Genomic DNA, 16,374 nt, shown 5'->3' with positions numbered 1-16,374 from the left:
ATTTTCTAATGTTTACGCTGCAAACTTAAGTGTCCTAAGTTTATTTTGGTTACTTTGTAACCGAAAGTAATAGTAACATTCGGGTAACAAAGTAACTTATGGCTGACAATGTATGCCTTGCAGGGCACAAAAAAGAGATCATGGCTGTACATGATGCGATGGATGTATTAAATGGAAAATGGAAGATCTCCATAATCTCATCTATTTGCTATTATAACGAAAGAAGGTTTTCTGATATTTTGAATGATGTAACAGGCATATCAAACAAAATGCTTAGCAAGGAATTGAAGGAGCTTGAAATGAATAAACTGATAAAACGAACCGTTTTAGATAGTCAACCGGTAACAGTTCAGTATAATTTAACCGAATATGGCAGAACATTACAAACCATAATCAATAACCTTGCTGATTGGGGGACAGAACACCGCAAAGTGATTACCGGAAAATAGTTGTTTAACCTGGCATGATATACATTAAATGGATACATACAAACCCACCACCACAATTCTGCAAACAAAAAAGCATTTCGAAATTCTCGACGGATTAAGGGGCATTGCCGCCCTCTCCGTTGTAACATTTCATTTTATGGAATGGGTTTACTCCGATTACAGCCAAAACTTTATCGGCCACGGTTTTTTAGCTGTCGATTTCTTCTTCTGCCTTTCGGGATTTGTTATCGCGTATGCCTATGACAATCGTATAGCAAAAATGGGTATTCTCGAGTTTTTTAAATCGAGGATCATCAGGCTGCACCCGCTGGTTATAGCAGGATCGGTGTTAGGCCTGCTGGCATTTTTGTTCGACCCGTTTGGCGGCCATCCCGAATTGTACAGCACCGGTAAGATCATCCTGACATTTTTTTGCTCGATATTGCTTATTCCCTTGCCTATAATAGCCGACCGTGGATTTAACCTGTTCAGCTTCAATGCTCCGGCATGGTCATTGTTTTGGGAATATGTCGCCAATATTGTTTACGCATTTGTACTTTATAAGATCAGCCGCGGCTACCTGCTGCTGTTAGCCATACTCTCGGCCGTGGCTATTTGCTTTGTATGTTACCGTTCCGGCAACTTAATGGGTGGCTGGAGCGGGCCTACCTTTTGGGATGGAAGCGCCCGGATATCATATTCTTTTTTAGCGGGACTACTTATTTACCGCTCCAACTGGATCATCAAAAATAAACTGGGATTTATCGGCATAGCCATATTATTGTTCCTGGCCTTTATAATGCCATTCTCAAAATGGAATTGGTTGTCCGAACCTGTGGTTGTACTGTTTTACTTTCCCTTGCTAATAGCTTTGGGTGCAGGGGCTATGTTAAAACCTGGCTTAAAAAAGGTTTGCATATTTTTAGGGAATATCTCTTACCCATTATACATGACGCATTATGCTGTGTTATGGATGTTCGGTAATTATTACGGTACTCATAAGCCGGGCACTATGCAATTGGCTTTCATTATTACAGCCGCGCTAATCCTACTGGTTGGAGCAGCATACCTGATAATGATAGTTTACGATTTCCCGGTAAGAAAATATCTAAACAATAAACGGAAAGAAAGGCTTGCCAAACAAAAATCTGGCGATGTTTAAATTCCTGGTTTATTAATTATATAGTCGCAGCACTCCAGGTGCCACTTCATGATCAATTGGGGCGATAATTAATCCCAAATGCCATTCTGCGCTGTAAATATCACCGGCTCACCGCCAGTTACCATAATGGTATGCTCGTGCTGCGCAACAAAACCACCTTTATTGCCGCTTAGCGTCCAGCCATCGGCTTGTGTTTCGGCAATGGTGGAGCGTGTTGAAATAAATGTCTCTATCGCCACCACCGAGTTTTTTTTGAAACGCGAAGTGTTATTCCTGTCGCAGTAGTTGGCTATTTCGTGGGGTTCTTCATGCAAGCTGCGGCCAACACCATGTCCGGTCAGGTTTTTTATTACCGTGTAACCGGCTTTTTTGGCTTCAGTCTCGATCAACCTGCCTATCTCCGATATTCTAACACCACCTTTAATGTTGCTGATCGCCTTCCTCAATATCTCTTTAGATGCTTCTACCAGTTTGCCATGGCCGTGGATGTCTTCGCCCAATACAAACGAGCCCCCATTGTCAGCCCAATAGCCATTTAATTCTGCCGATACATCAATATTTACCAGATCACCTTCTTTTAAGATTTTATCCACCGATGGTATTCCGTGCGCTGTTTCCTCATTAATACTAATACATGTATACCCCGGAAAATCATAGGTTAACTTAGGTGCAGAATGTGCGCCCATCTGTGCCAGCAATTCGCCGCCGTACTCGTCAAGTTCCTTTGTTGAAATGCCCGGTTTGGCAAACTCACGCATCTTTTTTAGCGTGATGGCAACAGCATCGCTTGCATGCTGCACTCCAATTCTTTCGTCTTCGGTAGTTATAGACATTTTTAAGTTTTTATCTGTGGCAAAAATAACAATTAATCCATTTGATACCGTTTATCAACCGTCAGTTTATGAAACAACTTTCCCGTCAATTCAGAGGCTCGGGTCCAATGTGGGATCACTGAAAATATTTTCAAAAACTATAAACCTAAACTTTATTGATAATGCGATTCCAAAGTAATCGGAAAATATTCCGATATTATACTGTAAAGTGATTTCATTCCATAGCCAATGCAAAATGTGATTTATCTTTTTCATTTTGGTTACGAATGTCCTTGATTTGGTTATGATGACCGGTTGGTAAATGGTGACTTTTGATTTGTTAATTCATTAATCAATATTCTTATGAAAGATCAGATCAAGTCATCAACAAATAACAAACCTGTTGCGCTGGTTACCGGTGCCAATCAGGGCGTAGGTTTTCAAATTGCCAAAGCGCTTGCAGCTAATGGTTATATCGTTTATGTCGGCTCGCGTAATCTGAACAACGGGCAAAAAGCCGCTGCTGAGATTGGCGTCACAGCGCATGCGATCCAGCTTGATGTTACCCAGCAATCAACCATCAGTGCGGCGGTGGAACATATCGAGGTAGCATCCGGCCACCTTGACCTGCTGGTAAATAACGCAGCGATAGCCCATGCCGGAAAGCCTGGCCGCACATTGGAGCAAACGATGGAAGCAGGCAAGGCCACCACCGCATCACTTGACGAGGTGCGGGCCGTTTGGGAAACCAACGTGTTTGGGGTTATTGCCGTTACGCAAGCTATGCTACCCTTATTACGCAAATCATCGGCTGCCCGTATTGTCAATATATCAAGCGGATTGGGATCTTTAACGTGGGTAGCTGATCCGGCTTGCTGGGCAAGGGAACATTTCGGCGTTGTTTACGCAGCATCCAAAACGGCGCTTAACGCAGTTACCCTGGCTTTCGCTTTGGAACTTGAAAAAGAAAACATCAAGGTTAATGCAGCAAGTCCCGGCTTTACGGCCACGGCGCTGAATAACTTCCAGGGCACCGATACGGTTGAAGTAGGTTCGCGTGAACCGATCCGGGTGGCGCTGGAAACCGATGGACCGACAGCAACTTTCACGGGCCCGGAAGGTCCTTTTCAATGGTAGTTACTATTTAATTGTTTCCCAAAGTTCAATAACTATGAAATCTAATTTATGACTGGTGGCTGAAACAGTCGCCGGTCTAAATTATTATCTTTAAACATGAAAAGCGAAACGCTGAAAGTCATTAAGCTGGAGTCTATAACGGAAGTACATCGTATGCTGGGTCTTCCGGGCCCTGTTCACCCATTGATTAGCTTAATGGATGCTACAGAAGGACAGATCGACTTGTGCCGGCTGCCACCAAGTTATGTAACTGGGTTCTACAAGATCTCTTTTATTACCAAACTGGGTGGAAAGTTTAAGTATGGCCAGGGTTATTATGATTTTGATGAAGGAAGCTTGTTATTCACGGCACCCAACCAGATTGTGGGCAGTACGGAAAAATATGAGGACAATGCAGGTTATTCGCTAATCATTCATCCGGATTTCCTTCAGGGTTATCCATTAGCCAAAAAGATCAAAAATTACGGGTTCTTCTCTTACGCTGCCAACGAGGCGCTGCATCTGTCCGAACAGGAAAGAGCAACCATCCTGTCAATATATACGATCATTAAGGAGGAACTAAACAGCCGCATAGATGACTTCAGTCAGGAGGTTATCATCGCTCAGATTGAATTGCTGCTGAGTTATGCTAAACGATTTTACAAACGCCAGTTTTTAACCCGGCAGGTGGTCAACAATGAGATGCTTCAGCAACTGGAAGAGCTGTTGAACACTTATTTTAATGGCGAAGAGCCTGGCAATAACGGTATACCGACAGTTCAATACCTGGCAGAAGCTTTGAATTACACACCCAATTATTTAAGTGATATGCTGCGTTCGCTCACCGGGCTGAATGCCCAACAACATATTCATCAGAAGCTGATTGAAAGATCAAAAGAATTACTTTCTACCACGAACCTGACTATCAGTGAAGTGGCCTACAAATTAGGGTTCGGGTATCCGCAGTCTTTCAGCAGACTGTTCAAAATAAAAACAAGAATTTCTCCTATACAATTCAGATCGACATTTAATTGATCACCTGAATGGCTATTTTAAAAATAAGCTTTACTGGGAAAGCTTGCTTCTTCTGTACATTGCGGGAGTCTGCCCTGTTTTTGATTTGAAGATCCGGTTAAAAGCCGATTCCGACTGATAACCGACGCTTGCTGCAATTTCGGATATATTGCTGTTATTCGTCATTAATAGCTTTTGGGCTTGTCTGATACGCCAGTTGGTAAGGTAGCTCAACGGTGTTTCATGCACTAATTTTTTAAACTGATTAAAGAAAACAGAACGTGACATGCCGATTTTCGATGCAAGAGATTCCAGGGTCCAATTGTTTTGGGGTGAGTCCTGCATCAGTTTTAGCGCTTTGCTGATCCTTGTGTCATTTAATGCAGAAAGAAAACCACTGTCGGGCACAGCTTGTTCTAAATATGCCCTTATGATATTGATAAACATAATTTCCGATAGATTTTTTAGCATTATGCTGCTTCCCGGCTTTTCGTTATTGAGTTCTTCCAACATTAATTGTGTAACCTGCTTTAATAAAAGCTGGTTTTCTGTCACATATTGTCTGATATGAATAATTGGCGGCAAGTCCTTTAAAAAAGGATGCAAGGGCTGGTAATCAAATTCAAAATGCCCCGCTATAAGGGTAGTTACATCGCCGCCACTGTTAAAAACAGGGGTTCCCGCCCTGCGGGCTTTAACAAACTCGGGCGACGGCATGCGTAAACTTGTAGATTTATCTGCTATCCAGTGTGCGCTACCATGAGGTACAAATACCAGATCGCCCTCCGCCAATTCTATTATACGGCCATCAGGCGAGCCAATGGTACAACAGCCGCTCACCAGTCGCCAGAATTGCGAATTTTCGTCCTTAACAATATCCAATCCCCATGGGGCTGCAAGTGGAAACTTGCTATAAACAACACTTCTCAGTCTGGTTGCCTCTAATACGGTGCTTAAAGCGTCCATCTTTATAAATTGATACGATTGAGCAAATATATAACACTTTTTAATACTTTAAGTATTTAACAACAAGATAGCTTTGTATGATTAAATAATCAAGAAAAAAAATGACAACTCAGGAATTAGCCAATCACTACTATGATCTTTTTCAACAAAGACAAGTGACAGAAATCTATCAACAGCTTTATAGTGCCGACATTGTTTGTATCGAACCTGAACATGCTTTGGCAATGGGTGTGCCTACCATAACCAAAGGTATTGAAGCGGTTATAGCAAAGTCGAAAGCCAGACAGGAAATTATAGCAGAAGTACATAGCTTCTTCTGCAGCGAACCGGTAGTTGGAGGCAGTTACTTTAGCGTGGCGATGGGTAGGGACATGACCTTAAAAAATGGCCAGAGATTACAGTTGGCAGAAATTGCAGTTTTCGGCGTAAAGGACGATAAGATAATATCCGAAACCTTTTTTTATTAGCGACCAGTAAAACAAATTGAATAATAAACTATTTGCCAAGTGTCGCAAATCTTTAGGGGAGTCGATTCAGCCTATTGTTGGTGTTTTCACCATAGGTATTCGGAAGATTGCATTTCCATTTTTAATTCCCTCCCGTGGGAGGAGGGGTGCGGTTAGGATGTGAAGTGGCAGGGAGGGGTTTAGTCGCCAAATAATCTGTTAAGCCCCACCCTTTCTCGCCCCAAGGCGGAAATCGCACAAGGCTAATGCTTCCTTTTTTTATCTTCCGAACACCCCTGGTGTTTTCACCACACCATTAAATAGAATCAAGTTAATCCCCAAAATCCCACAAACGGCGAAGCCCTCTCGAACGCTAATAAAAACTAACTAACCTGTGAGAAATCAAAGTTCAGGCAACCCGCGTTTGATAGGAGTGGATACCCGCCCCTAAGGCTTGCAGGCGTATGAGCGCATAGCACGGGCCGTAGGTAACGCCCCAATAAAGGGTCATACAACATTTTCACTTTTTAATTAAAAATAATGCAATTTCATGGGTGATATTTCGTGCTTATAATACACATAGTAATAAACACTCATGATAGCAATGAATAACAACAGATTATCAACGGTTAAACTGCGTGAAACTTTCTTCCTGGCCCTTTATAAAAAGGCCTTTCCCGTAGTTGCGCGTTATGTGGCCCGAATGGGGGGCAGCATTGAAGAAGCGCAGGATATTTTTCAGGATGCACTGGTTATATATTACGAAAAAGTTGCGTCAGCACAAGCTGAGATCATTGTAAATGAAAAAGCCTATTTGCTAGGTGTTGCCAAAAAACTATGGCTGCAGCATTATAAGGCCGGGCTTAAGAACCTGCCCTTAAATGATTTTGACATTGAGGTTGTGCCCGATGAACAACCTGCTACCAACAAAATACTGCATTACCTGGAAACTGCAGGTAAAAAATGTATGGAATTGCTTAAGGCATATTATTACGATCATTTGCCTGTTGGCGATGTTGCTACGTTGTTTGGCTACTCGGGTACACATTCGGCAACGGTAGCAAAATATAAATGCCTGGAGAAAGTAAGGGAAACTGTTAAACAAAACTCATTGAACTATGCGGACTTCATTGAATAACATCAAAGCTATCGACGACTATCTTTTGGGTAGCATGCCCCCCGGCGACGCGCTTTTGTTTGAGGCGAATATGTTATTGAACAATGATTTGGTAAACGATATGGAGCATCAGCAAAACACTTATGCAGTTATTAGGCAATACAGTCGCCCAAAGATAAAGGGCGAGATTGGCGCTGTACAAAAAATATTAGCGACCGCGCAGCAACACCGGGGCTTTATGCATCGCATCGCCAACCTGTTTAAAAATCATTAAATTATGGACATCAATCATAACGAATTTAGAAAATACGCGGTTAAGCATCACCGCATCGGCAGCCAGCATGTGGATAGTTACATAGGCCGTGCTGCAAGCATCCCCAAAAACATGACGCCTTACATTATGGAAGAGCGACAGTTGAATGTATCTCAGATGGATGTTTTTTCCCGTCTGATGATGGACCGGATCATATTTTTAGGCGAACCTGTTGGAGACCGAATGGCAAATATAATTCAGGCGCAATTACTTTTTCTGCAATCGGTAGATGCTAAAAAGGATATTCAGCTCTATATCAATTCGCCGGGCGGCGACGTCTATTCGGGCATGGGTATTTATGATACCATGCAATTGATCACACCCGACGTAGGCACCATTTGTATTGGCGTGGCTGCTTCTATGAGCGCCGTTTTACTTTGCGCTGGTAAAGCAGGAAAGCGTGCCGCGTTACAGCATTCGCGTGTAATGATTCACCAGCCTTCAGGAGGGGTGCAAGGCGTTTCAGCAGATATAGAAATCACCGCGCAACAAATAATAAAAGTAAAGCACGATCTGTACAAGATCATAGCCAAACATAGCGGTCAAACTTACGACTGGGTACACAAAGCATCTGACCGTGACTACTGGATGACAGGCCCCGAAGCCAAAGAACAGGGTATGGTAGACGAGGTGTTAGGGGATACAGATTAAATTCGCGTCCATAATTAAAATCAATAAATAACATGGACGAAGAGCAAATGCTTAAAAATCAAGCTTTAATTAAAAAAGCTTATAAAGGATTTAATAATAGAGAAATTGATGCCGTCCTGTCTGTAATGCACCCGGATATTCATTGGCCTAAAGGATTTGAGGGCGGTTACGTGATTGGACATGAAGCCGTTAGAGAATATTGGACAAGACAATGGAGTGAGATAAATCCGAAGGTAGAGCCTGTAACCATTATTGAACGCCCCGATGGAAAGATTGAGGTTGAAGTTTACCAGCTGGTAAAGGATTTACAGGGCAATATTTTATTTGATGGAAAAGTAAAGCACGTGTATGTAATTACTGATGGTTTGTTGCAACAAATGGATATTGAATTAAGCTGATTGGTTATTGATCTATTTGAATTTAGCCTATGGTCGGTGTTCTCACCACAAGTGTTCGGAAGATGAAAAAAGTAAGCATCGGCCTTGTGCGATTCCCGCCTTGGGGCGGGGAAGGGTGGGGTTTAACAGATTATTGGCGACTAAACCCCTCCCTGCCACTTCACATCCCAGCCGCACCCCTCCCTTGGGAGGGAATTAAAAATGGAAATGCAATCTTCCGAACAGATATGGTGTTTTCACCGCACCATTACATCGAATTTATTTAAATCCTATATCGACTTAACAGCATCTTTTAACTCCTGTGCATTAAAATTATCAAGGTTCTTGCCTAACATTATTTTACTGTTATTGTAGCTAAAAACCAATACATCCATTGTATAATCGCGAAAATAAAAACCTTGAAAACCCCAACGGGTGCTTGATCCAACGGTCTCAATTCTTGGATTTTGTATTTGATCAATGTTATAATTCTTAGCTCTGCTAATACCAGCTATTTTTTTATTAACCGTTAATATATTATTGTTAATTGTAAAAGTCGTTTCGCCGGTTAGCATGAACAGCAGATTATATATACAATAAATGGCAATTATGTAAAATGCTAAAATGACTAAAGGAGAATTAAAATTATATGGCGAACCAATACTAAAATGGAATAAAATAAGTCCAATATCTTTTAATTTGAGTGCAAAAACGCAAATGATAAAGATGTTAATCAACGCTAACACATAGTTTAATTTGCTTTTTGTAGTGATTGAGAAATTTGACTTATTAGTAGTGCTCATTTTTGTTGCTTAGGTCTACTAATATAGAAGTAAATATCAATATGTAATTAAGCCCATGGGGCGGTATATTAAAACTTTATCTCTTTCAAAACCTGCTTTTTGATAGTTTTATAAAGTAACTTATGTCCTTTACTATTAGGATGTATACCGTCAGGGGTCAAGAATTGCGCTTTAGATTTATTGAAAGGAGAAAATACATTAACATATGAAATATTAAAATCAGCCGAGAGCTTCTCGATAATACTGTTATATTTTCCAATGTCTTCCGGTTTTCTAAACTTAGGATTTTTTTTGGGCTCAGCATCAACTATTGGGAGAATGTTAATTAATATAACTTTTGCTTTTTTTTGAAGAGCATATTTGATGCATTCCTGCATATTTAATAAAAAGTGTTCTTCCGAAACCGCAGGATTAGCATTTGAAATAGCCAGATCATTTATACCATAAGCAATGGTAACAATAGTCTGATCGTTTTGATCCGTTAATCGTCTGGCATCAAATTCAGTCTTAAATCTATTTTTTAGTCCGTTTGTAGTTTCACCCCCAATGCCCAGATTAAATACACAAACCTCATTGTGCTGTTCTTTCAGAAAATCTTTTATAAAATAAGTCTTAAGTCTGTCGGCCCATCCGCCATGCTTGGCATCATTTTCTCCTCTCGTTATACTATCTCCAAAACATAATAAGTGCGTCATAGTTAGGTGTTATATTTATTTAATAATCTGACATCAGATAACGATGAATTTAGTCCCCTCTGAGTTGCTCGAAGAGGAAATTAGGGGATATAAAATTGAGAAATTACGGTGAGAGTTACAAACCCTCACGATCCGTAGGCTTCAGTTGCAAACTGAAGCCAGTATGGGGGGATATTTTTCATCCTCTTTCCGGCTCGCCGAAGAGAGGGTCGAACAGCGCAGCGTATTCGGGGTGAGTCAATTGTGCGCCAAGTATTAGCGCTATTGCTTTTACTCACCCGGTCTTGGCTTCGCCCGACCACCCTCTCTTTTGCAAGCAAAAAAGAGGGGAGACTTTGTAATGTGGGGCTTTTTGAAAACTTTTGCCTTTTCACTTTTGACTTTTAAATTTATTTACTACATTTGCACCTCTTTTATAAGAAGTAAATAACAATGAAAAAAGATCTGCACCCATCAAATTATAGATTAGTTGTATTTAAGGATATGTCTAACGAGTATTCTTTTATAACTAAATCATGCATCGATACCCGTGAAACTGTAAAATGGGAAGATGGTAACGAATATCCATTAGTGAAATTAGAAATTTCACATATGTCGCATCCGTTCTACACTGGTAAAATGAAATTGGTTGATACCGCTGGTCGTATCGACAAATTCCGTACCCGTTACAACAAGAAATAATTATTTGTTTATAAATAATATAGCGAGTCTCCCGATACATCGGGAGACTTTTTTATTTTTGCGCCATGGCAATTATTCTTTTTGAAGATAACGCGCACCAATCCCTGCTCCCTTTAACCTACACTCGCCCTGTTGCCGACTTACGCATAGGTATTTTTACCATTGCCGAAAAGTGGGCTAAGCATTTAAAAACCGACTTCTCGTTTCATACCCGTGCCTATTTGCAGGGTAAGTTCCCCATAAAAATTACGGCTGATAATATATTTATCAACGGCTCATTTTGTCCGGATGCTGATTTAGTGGAAGCGATTGATAAGCTGCGTGTTGGCGATGCTTTGAAATATAAAGATCAGCTAGTGGCAGTTCGTTTAGGCGAATCAGATGCAAAGCATTTTACCACTAACGTTGATTACGGGCAAGCGATCACCTATGAAAATATTGCGGTAACTATAAAATACCCCGAAGATATTTTCAGGAAGAATGATATTGAGCTGCGCAAGGATTTTAAGCTGGTAACCAACGGCCGCACAAGCGCAACTATCAGCAGCACCAATACTATCATTGGGAATGATTTTTTTGCCGAAGATGATGTTAAAACCGAATGCAATACCTTCAGCACCCTAAACGGGCCGATCTATTTAGGAAAGAACACCGAGATTTGGGAAGGAACCAATATTCGTGGTGCATTCGCCATTTGTGGCGATTCACAGGTGAAAATGGGTAGCAAAATTTATGGTGCAACCACCATCGGCCCATATTGCCGTGTTGGGGGCGAGGTGAATAATGCTGTTATCTGGGGATATTCAAACAAAGGGCACGAGGGCTATTTAGGTAACTCGGTGTTAGGCGAATGGTGCAATATCGGTGCCGATAGCAATAATTCCAATCTGAAAAATAATTACGCCGAAGTGAAGCTATGGGATTATACCACTCAAAGCTACCGCAAAACCGGTCTGCAATTTTGCGGTATGATTATGGCCGACCATGTTAAGTGCGGCATTAATACCATGTTTAATACCGGTACTGTTATTGGTGTGGGATCAAACGTGTTTGGCGCGGGTTTTCCGCCTAATAACGTCCCTGATTTTGCCTGGGGTGGGGCTCAGTATGGTTTTGAGGAGTATTCCCTGCACAAAATGCTGGAAACCACTGCCAAGGTATTTGAACGCAGAGATCACCGTGAATTTAATAACGATGAGCAAAACATCCTGAAAGAAGTATTTAAACTGACCAAAGCATATAGAGAACTTTACATTTAGAAATTATTACACAACACAAGATGAGAAAAAAAATAGTTGCCGGAAACTGGAAAATGAACCTTGATTATAACGAGGGATTAGCCTTATTTTCAGAAATAACCAATATGGTTAAGGACGAAATTACCGGTAAACAGCAAGCGGTGGTTTGCAGTCCGTTTATACACTTGCACAGCTTGGTGCAAATGGCAAAAGGTTATGATAAGGTTTCTGTTGGCGCGCAAAATGCACACCAGGCAGAATCAGGTGCTTACACAGGCGAAGTATCGGCTAAAATGTTAAAATCAGTAGGTGTGGAGTATGTGATCTTAGGTCACTCCGAGCGTCGCCAGTATTTTGGCGAAACCAACGAATTATTAGCTAAAAAAACGGATACAGCTTTAGCAAACGATTTAAAACCAATTTTTTGTATAGGTGAAACCTTGCAAGAGCGCGAAAGCAATGTGCATTTCCAGGTGATCAAAGATCAACTGATTGAAGGTGTATTCCATTTAGATGCTGCTAACTTTGCAAAGTTAGTTATCGCTTATGAGCCTGTTTGGGCCATCGGTACAGGTGTAACTGCATCAAGCGATCAGGCACAGGAAATTCACGCATTTATCCGTAAGGAAATAGCTGCAAAATACAACCAGCAAGTAGCTGATGATACCACTATTTTATACGGTGGTAGCTGCAACCCTAAAAATGCTCCCGAATTATTTGCCCAGGCAGATATTGATGGTGGATTGATAGGTGGTGCATCATTAAAATCGAGAGATTTTGTTGATATATTAAGAGTATTTAACGCATAGATTTGAGACACGAGATGTGAGAAAGGAGACGAAAAACTATCTCACATCTTATTTTGTTAATGTGAGATATTAGGCTAACTTTTATCTCATGTCTCATATCTAAAATCTCATATCTAAAAAGTGAAAGTATTTCTTCCTCCATTTGCCGGTTTTGTAGTATTCGCTGTAATAGTGTTGCTGCAATCCATTGTCTTCCCCATTCATTTGGGCGACATGGGCAAGGGGAATTTACATGCTTTCATGGCTTGTTTTTACTACTGCTGGCCTTTATATTTCATCACTGCTTTGCTAACCCAATATGTAATTGTATTGCCGATATGGGAGGCCGCGCATTCGTGGTCGATGGTGGGGAAGGATGCAGCTGTTACGGCCACCGCTTTATTATGCGGTATTTTTGCCGGCGGTATCGCTTACATCATTTGGGATAAGCAAACAGGCATTTACCATTTGGCCGGTATGGCAATATTAATGTTATTGATCCAGCTAACGTATTGGGTCATCAATTTTTTTATGTTGGGGTTGATAGTTGGCGGGAAAATAAAATTGAAGCATAAGCCAGCTACCGCTATTGAATAATATCTACCTAAAATGAATTACTACGAATTACTTTTTACCCTCATAGTTACAGAGGATTATCAGCAGGATATGCTGATAAATAGCCTTGGCGAAGTGGGATTTGATACTTTTGAGGAACTGGAATTTGGCTTTAAAGCCTATATTCCTGTAGATGATTTTAATGAGGCTAAGCTTATAGAGGCATTAATGCCTTACCGGGATATATTCACCTTCAGCTATGAAATTGCGTTGATCCCCCAAAAAAACTGGAATGAGGTATGGGAAAGTAACTTTGAGCCGATAAATATTCAGGATAAGATTTTTGTACGGGCGACCTTCCATCAACCCAAGCCCGAGATTGAATATGAGATCGTTATCGACCCTAAAATGGCTTTTGGCACCGGGCATCATCAAACAACATCAATGATGTTGGAATTGATGATGGAGAACGAATTCTCTGGTAAGAATGTGCTTGATATGGGCTGTGGTACCGGTATTTTGGCTATCATGGCATCAAAATTAGGCGCGGCTAAAGTTACTGCCATTGATTACGACGTTGTTTGTTTTGAAAGTACGCTGGAAAACGCGCAATTGAATAATATTGATAATATTACCGCCATCTGCGGATCAAAAGAAGTGATACCTGATGAGCAATATGATATCATATTAGCCAATATTAACCGCAATATATTACTCGACCAGATACAGCGTTACAACGAGGTTTTAAAGCCCGAAGGGGAACTGTATTTAAGCGGTTTTTATGAACAGCCAGATCTGGATATTATTATGGATGAGGCGCGTAAATATGGCTTAAAATACATCATTCATAAAAATGATAGCGATTGGGTTGCCGCCAAATTTATTAAGTAACTTTTTGGCAACTTAATACGTACAAGGTGTCGTAATTTAGTGATAATGAAGTAGTAAGAAATGGATTATTAGAATTATTTTCAATAATTTATTAGGTTATTAAAAAATAATCATAACTTTATTAACTATAGCGCAACCTACCCATAATTTAATTTTTATATGAAAACACTTGGTAAAAAAATAAGGTTACTTCGTCATCAAAAAGGCTGGAGCCAGGAAGATGTTGCGAAGCGTTTAGACATCTCAATACCAGCGTTTTCAAAAATTGAAACCGGAATAACCGATATTAATTTATCACGCCTTGAGCAGATAGCTACTTTGTTTGAAATGGGAGTTGTGCAACTACTTACCTTTAATGAAACCGAACAGGATCAAAAATTTATTACTGAGCTTGAAAACGTACATAAACGTTTAAACGATCGTGAAAACGAGGTTATTGAATTACAGAAAAAAGTTATTGAGCTTTTTGAAGAATTAAGGCACAGACGAGAAATAGCGTAGTTATTTAACTATATCGAAAAAAGAGTTTAGTTATACTAGGCTCTTTTTTTATGCGAAAATGTTTAAAAACGATTGAATGTTATTTTATATAAAAAAAAATCGTCATTGCATAACGTGCGTAAAGGCTGTCATACTGAGCGTAGTCGAAGTATGTGAGCAGGCCTTTAAGCGCGTCCTTCGACTACGCTCAGGATGACAGCCACCGCACGATAGTAAATATTCTCGTACGCCGCTCTGTAAGTCGGGGATTGCCAAGGAATCGCAAGACGATTATTTATCAATTTTAAACAGCTTCTTAGAAAATGTAACGCATTGTTAAATGCTTTTTGCCAAATACACTACCCATAGCTGCATGCAGCGCGATCATTTTTTCATTAAAATCGCCTACCCATGATAGTTCCATTTCTTCGTATTGGCTTAATGGTAACACATATTCACCAAGTTTTATAAACAATGCCGATTCCAGGCCATGGTTTTGGAATTTTTGTTTGGTGCCCATTACAATAGCCCGCATCCGGTTAACGCCCCGCCATTTCAGGTATAAAAAGGTGAGTTTACCTTTTAGGTCGAGTTTGCCTTTCAATGGTTTTATCATCGGGTTGGCATCAGGCAACACAATATTGAAAGATGCCGGTTCGCCGTTAAAGTAGGCAAACCATATCAGGTTTTCATCCATCAAAGGCTTCATCTTCCTGAAGCTTTCTAATATGGTAGCATGCGTTATCGGTACAAAGTTTTCAAAGCCTTTCCACGCATCGTTATAAATCTCAATAAAATCAGCCGCGAACTGTTCAATTTCACTTGCTTTAAGATGCTTAAACGTGTACCCTGGTTTTTGTATCACCCAGTTAGCTATCCTTCTAAATCTTTCGGGGAAAGGCTTAAGCACATTCAGATAATTGGTGATCTGTTCGTATTGGGTTTTAAAACCGTAGTTTTCAAAAAATGCCTTGTAATATTCCGGGTTATAATTCATCCCGTAGGACGGGGGCGAGGTAAAACCTTCGCTCAATAAACCCCAAAATGTGTCGTTTTCACCAAAGTTGATGGGGCCGTCCATGGCTTGCATGCCATTTTCTTTTAACCAGGCTTTGGCAGTGTCAAACAACAAAAAGGCAGTTTTTTCATCATCAATACACTCAAAAAAACCTACGCCTCCGGTTGGTTGCTCATAATTGTAAGCTTTTTCGTTGTTAATAAACGCGGCTATCCGGCCAATCAGCTGCCCGTTCTCGCTGGTAAGTACCCAGCGAATACATTTGCCATGATTATAAAAACTATTTTTACCCGGGTCGAATATAGCCTCAACATCATTATCAAGCGGGCATACCCAAATGTCGTCATTTTGATAAATTACCCTTGCTACATCTAAAAATGCTTTTTTTGCTACCTTATCCTTAACCTCGGTTATAACCATTTTGTATTATAAATGCCCAAATATAAAAAAAGCATCCAGAGGCATGTTCTGAATGCTTTACTAAAAATATATATAAATGTTTTAAAAATCGTCGTCCTCGTCGAATTCTTCAAAGCTTTCGTAACCACCAATTTCATCAAGCGGCATATCAAAGTCTTCGTCATCCTCATCATCAATAATCCTCTTCTTAGCTTTCGGATCAACAGATCCCGGAGCAGCTTTCTTCGCGCCTGCGCTTTTTGAATCCGGCTTTTTCTTTGAAGGTTTTTTTGGCGTTCCCATTGTCGAATTTTTAGTTTAAAACTTAATTCTATGTAAATTTAAATCAAATAAAATTGCCTATTAACAAATAGCGACTTATTTATTAGTAAAAATAATTAAAATCCATTTTTATTAAAAATAT

At 40.4% G+C, this 16,374-nt stretch carries 21 protein-coding genes; 15 read left to right on the top strand and 6 right to left on the bottom strand.

Annotation, left to right across the window (positions count from 1 at the left end; genetic code table 11):
- The first annotated feature begins 98 nt into the window (after positions 1-98).
- Entirely contained in the window at positions 99-449 is a 351-nt protein-coding gene (locus tag GSQ74_RS10420) for a helix-turn-helix domain-containing protein (RefSeq protein ID WP_158992929.1), read from the top strand.
- 28 nt (positions 450-477) lie between these two features.
- Positions 478-1,590, top strand: coding sequence for an acyltransferase (locus tag GSQ74_RS10415; RefSeq protein ID WP_158992927.1), 1,113 nt, complete (start codon positions 478-480; stop codon positions 1,588-1,590).
- A 68-nt stretch (positions 1,591-1,658) separates the two neighbouring features.
- Here the strand turns inward: GSQ74_RS10415 and map are convergent, their stop codons facing one another.
- The gene (gene map, locus GSQ74_RS10410; RefSeq protein ID WP_158992925.1) at positions 1,659-2,423 is read right to left on the bottom strand and encodes a type I methionyl aminopeptidase; all 765 of its coding nucleotides are present in this window, start codon (positions 2,421-2,423) and stop codon (positions 1,659-1,661) included.
- Between the two features lie 342 nt (positions 2,424-2,765).
- Here map and GSQ74_RS10405 point away from each other — a divergent pair, with 342 nt between their 5' ends.
- Positions 2,766-3,539 (top strand): SDR family NAD(P)-dependent oxidoreductase, encoded by a 774-nt coding sequence (locus tag GSQ74_RS10405; protein ID WP_158992923.1) that lies wholly within the window; start codon positions 2,766-2,768, stop codon positions 3,537-3,539.
- Between the two features lie 96 nt (positions 3,540-3,635).
- The gene (locus GSQ74_RS10400; protein ID WP_158992921.1) at positions 3,636-4,553 is read left to right on the top strand and encodes an AraC family transcriptional regulator; all 918 of its coding nucleotides are present in this window, start codon (positions 3,636-3,638) and stop codon (positions 4,551-4,553) included.
- Positions 4,554-4,583: 30 nt separating this feature from the next.
- Here GSQ74_RS10400 and GSQ74_RS10395 read toward each other — a convergent pair whose 3' ends face one another.
- Positions 4,584-5,498 carry an AraC family transcriptional regulator gene (locus tag GSQ74_RS10395; RefSeq protein WP_158992919.1) on the bottom strand — a complete coding sequence of 305 codons (915 nt, stop codon included), beginning with the start codon at positions 5,496-5,498 and terminating at the stop codon, positions 4,584-4,586.
- A 101-nt stretch (positions 5,499-5,599) separates the two neighbouring features.
- On the opposite strand from GSQ74_RS10395, the gene GSQ74_RS10390 reads away from it, so the two are divergent.
- The 5 genes from GSQ74_RS10390 (at position 5,600) to GSQ74_RS10370 (ending at position 8,423) form a co-directional block, all read left to right on the top strand.
- Complete coding sequence (locus GSQ74_RS10390; RefSeq protein WP_158992917.1) at positions 5,600-5,965, top strand: SnoaL-like domain-containing protein; 366 nt, start codon at positions 5,600-5,602, stop codon at positions 5,963-5,965.
- A 583-nt stretch (positions 5,966-6,548) separates the two neighbouring features.
- The gene (locus GSQ74_RS10385; protein WP_158992915.1) at positions 6,549-7,082 is read left to right on the top strand and encodes an RNA polymerase sigma factor; all 534 of its coding nucleotides are present in this window, start codon (positions 6,549-6,551) and stop codon (positions 7,080-7,082) included.
- Positions 7,063-7,335, top strand: a complete 273-nt coding sequence (locus tag GSQ74_RS10380; RefSeq protein WP_158992913.1) for a hypothetical protein — start codon at positions 7,063-7,065, stop codon at positions 7,333-7,335. The genes GSQ74_RS10385 and GSQ74_RS10380 overlap by 20 nt, the downstream gene beginning before the upstream one ends.
- A 3-nt stretch (positions 7,336-7,338) precedes the next feature.
- Positions 7,339-8,025 (top strand): ATP-dependent Clp protease proteolytic subunit, encoded by a 687-nt coding sequence (locus GSQ74_RS10375; RefSeq protein ID WP_158992911.1) that lies wholly within the window; start codon positions 7,339-7,341, stop codon positions 8,023-8,025.
- 32 nt (positions 8,026-8,057) lie between these two features.
- Positions 8,058-8,423: a nuclear transport factor 2 family protein gene (locus GSQ74_RS10370; RefSeq protein ID WP_254060859.1), complete on the top strand. Its 366-nt coding sequence runs from the start codon at positions 8,058-8,060 to the stop codon at positions 8,421-8,423.
- Positions 8,424-8,692: 269 nt separating this feature from the next.
- Here the strand turns inward: GSQ74_RS10370 and GSQ74_RS10365 are convergent, their stop codons facing one another.
- Entirely contained in the window at positions 8,693-9,205 is a 513-nt protein-coding gene (locus GSQ74_RS10365; RefSeq protein WP_158992909.1) for a hypothetical protein, read from the bottom strand.
- 68 nt (positions 9,206-9,273) lie between these two features.
- Positions 9,274-9,900 (bottom strand): SGNH/GDSL hydrolase family protein, encoded by a 627-nt coding sequence (locus tag GSQ74_RS10360; protein WP_158992907.1) that lies wholly within the window; start codon positions 9,898-9,900, stop codon positions 9,274-9,276.
- Between the two features lie 432 nt (positions 9,901-10,332).
- Here GSQ74_RS10360 and GSQ74_RS10355 point away from each other — a divergent pair, with 432 nt between their 5' ends.
- From GSQ74_RS10355 to GSQ74_RS10330, 6 genes are all read left to right on the top strand, one after another.
- On the top strand, positions 10,333-10,581 hold the full coding sequence (locus GSQ74_RS10355) for a type B 50S ribosomal protein L31 (protein ID WP_158992905.1): 249 nt from the start codon (positions 10,333-10,335) through the stop codon (positions 10,579-10,581).
- 65 nt (positions 10,582-10,646) lie between these two features.
- On the top strand, positions 10,647-11,840 hold the full coding sequence (locus GSQ74_RS10350) for a putative sugar nucleotidyl transferase (RefSeq protein ID WP_158992903.1): 1,194 nt from the start codon (positions 10,647-10,649) through the stop codon (positions 11,838-11,840).
- 20 nt (positions 11,841-11,860) lie between these two features.
- Positions 11,861-12,628 carry a triose-phosphate isomerase gene (tpiA, locus tag GSQ74_RS10345; protein ID WP_158992901.1) on the top strand — a complete coding sequence of 256 codons (768 nt, stop codon included), beginning with the start codon at positions 11,861-11,863 and terminating at the stop codon, positions 12,626-12,628.
- Positions 12,629-12,748: 120 nt separating this feature from the next.
- Positions 12,749-13,204 (top strand): hypothetical protein, encoded by a 456-nt coding sequence (locus GSQ74_RS10340; protein ID WP_158992899.1) that lies wholly within the window; start codon positions 12,749-12,751, stop codon positions 13,202-13,204.
- A gap of 12 nt (positions 13,205-13,216) precedes the next feature.
- On the top strand, positions 13,217-14,053 hold the full coding sequence (gene prmA / locus GSQ74_RS10335; RefSeq protein WP_158992897.1) for a 50S ribosomal protein L11 methyltransferase: 837 nt from the start codon (positions 13,217-13,219) through the stop codon (positions 14,051-14,053).
- Positions 14,054-14,212: 159 nt separating this feature from the next.
- Positions 14,213-14,554, top strand: coding sequence for a helix-turn-helix domain-containing protein (locus GSQ74_RS10330; protein WP_158992895.1), 342 nt, complete (start codon positions 14,213-14,215; stop codon positions 14,552-14,554).
- A gap of 295 nt (positions 14,555-14,849) precedes the next feature.
- Here the strand turns inward: GSQ74_RS10330 and GSQ74_RS10325 are convergent, their stop codons facing one another.
- Positions 14,850-15,971, bottom strand: coding sequence for a GNAT family N-acetyltransferase (locus tag GSQ74_RS10325; RefSeq protein WP_158992893.1), 1,122 nt, complete (start codon positions 15,969-15,971; stop codon positions 14,850-14,852).
- Between the two features lie 81 nt (positions 15,972-16,052).
- Positions 16,053-16,253 (bottom strand): hypothetical protein, encoded by a 201-nt coding sequence (locus GSQ74_RS10320; RefSeq protein ID WP_158992891.1) that lies wholly within the window; start codon positions 16,251-16,253, stop codon positions 16,053-16,055.
- Positions 16,254-16,374: the final 121 nt, after the last annotated feature.

Origin of the sequence: Mucilaginibacter sp. L196, assembly GCF_009765905.1 — a bacterium.
In the GTDB taxonomy this organism is placed as follows: Bacteria; Bacteroidota; Bacteroidia; order Sphingobacteriales; family Sphingobacteriaceae; genus Mucilaginibacter.
Note: the sequence above shows the minus strand (reverse complement) of the source record. Positions and strands in the feature narration are given on the sequence as shown.

Bases quoted from the DNA above. Each gene is read 5' to 3' on its own strand.
- GSQ74_RS10420 (WP_158992929.1), top strand. From the start codon at position 99: ATGGCTGACAATGTATGCCTTGCAGGGCACAAAAAAGAGATCATGGCT.
- GSQ74_RS10395 (WP_158992919.1), bottom strand. From the start codon at position 5,498: ATGGACGCTTTAAGCACCGTATTAGAGGCAACCAGACTGAGAAGTGTT.
- GSQ74_RS10325 (WP_158992893.1), bottom strand. From the start codon at position 15,971: ATGGTTATAACCGAGGTTAAGGATAAGGTAGCAAAAAAAGCATTTTTA.
- GSQ74_RS10380 (WP_158992913.1), top strand. From the start codon at position 7,063: ATGCGGACTTCATTGAATAACATCAAAGCTATCGACGACTATCTTTTG.
- GSQ74_RS10415 (WP_158992927.1), top strand. From the start codon at position 478: ATGGATACATACAAACCCACCACCACAATTCTGCAAACAAAAAAGCAT.
- GSQ74_RS10400 (WP_158992921.1), top strand. From the start codon at position 3,636: ATGAAAAGCGAAACGCTGAAAGTCATTAAGCTGGAGTCTATAACGGAA.
- GSQ74_RS10330 (WP_158992895.1), top strand. From the start codon at position 14,213: ATGAAAACACTTGGTAAAAAAATAAGGTTACTTCGTCATCAAAAAGGC.
- GSQ74_RS10365 (WP_158992909.1), bottom strand. From the start codon at position 9,205: ATGAGCACTACTAATAAGTCAAATTTCTCAATCACTACAAAAAGCAAA.
- GSQ74_RS10355 (WP_158992905.1), top strand. From the start codon at position 10,333: ATGAAAAAAGATCTGCACCCATCAAATTATAGATTAGTTGTATTTAAG.
- GSQ74_RS10385 (WP_158992915.1), top strand. From the start codon at position 6,549: ATGAATAACAACAGATTATCAACGGTTAAACTGCGTGAAACTTTCTTC.
- GSQ74_RS10390 (WP_158992917.1), top strand. From the start codon at position 5,600: ATGACAACTCAGGAATTAGCCAATCACTACTATGATCTTTTTCAACAA.
- GSQ74_RS10350 (WP_158992903.1), top strand. From the start codon at position 10,647: ATGGCAATTATTCTTTTTGAAGATAACGCGCACCAATCCCTGCTCCCT.
- GSQ74_RS10320 (WP_158992891.1), bottom strand. From the start codon at position 16,253: ATGGGAACGCCAAAAAAACCTTCAAAGAAAAAGCCGGATTCAAAAAGC.
- map (WP_158992925.1), bottom strand. From the start codon at position 2,423: ATGTCTATAACTACCGAAGACGAAAGAATTGGAGTGCAGCATGCAAGC.
- GSQ74_RS10370 (WP_254060859.1), top strand. From the start codon at position 8,058: ATGGACGAAGAGCAAATGCTTAAAAATCAAGCTTTAATTAAAAAAGCT.
- GSQ74_RS10360 (WP_158992907.1), bottom strand. From the start codon at position 9,900: ATGACGCACTTATTATGTTTTGGAGATAGTATAACGAGAGGAGAAAAT.
- GSQ74_RS10375 (WP_158992911.1), top strand. From the start codon at position 7,339: ATGGACATCAATCATAACGAATTTAGAAAATACGCGGTTAAGCATCAC.
- tpiA (WP_158992901.1), top strand. From the start codon at position 11,861: ATGAGAAAAAAAATAGTTGCCGGAAACTGGAAAATGAACCTTGATTAT.
- prmA (WP_158992897.1), top strand. From the start codon at position 13,217: ATGAATTACTACGAATTACTTTTTACCCTCATAGTTACAGAGGATTAT.
- GSQ74_RS10405 (WP_158992923.1), top strand. From the start codon at position 2,766: ATGAAAGATCAGATCAAGTCATCAACAAATAACAAACCTGTTGCGCTG.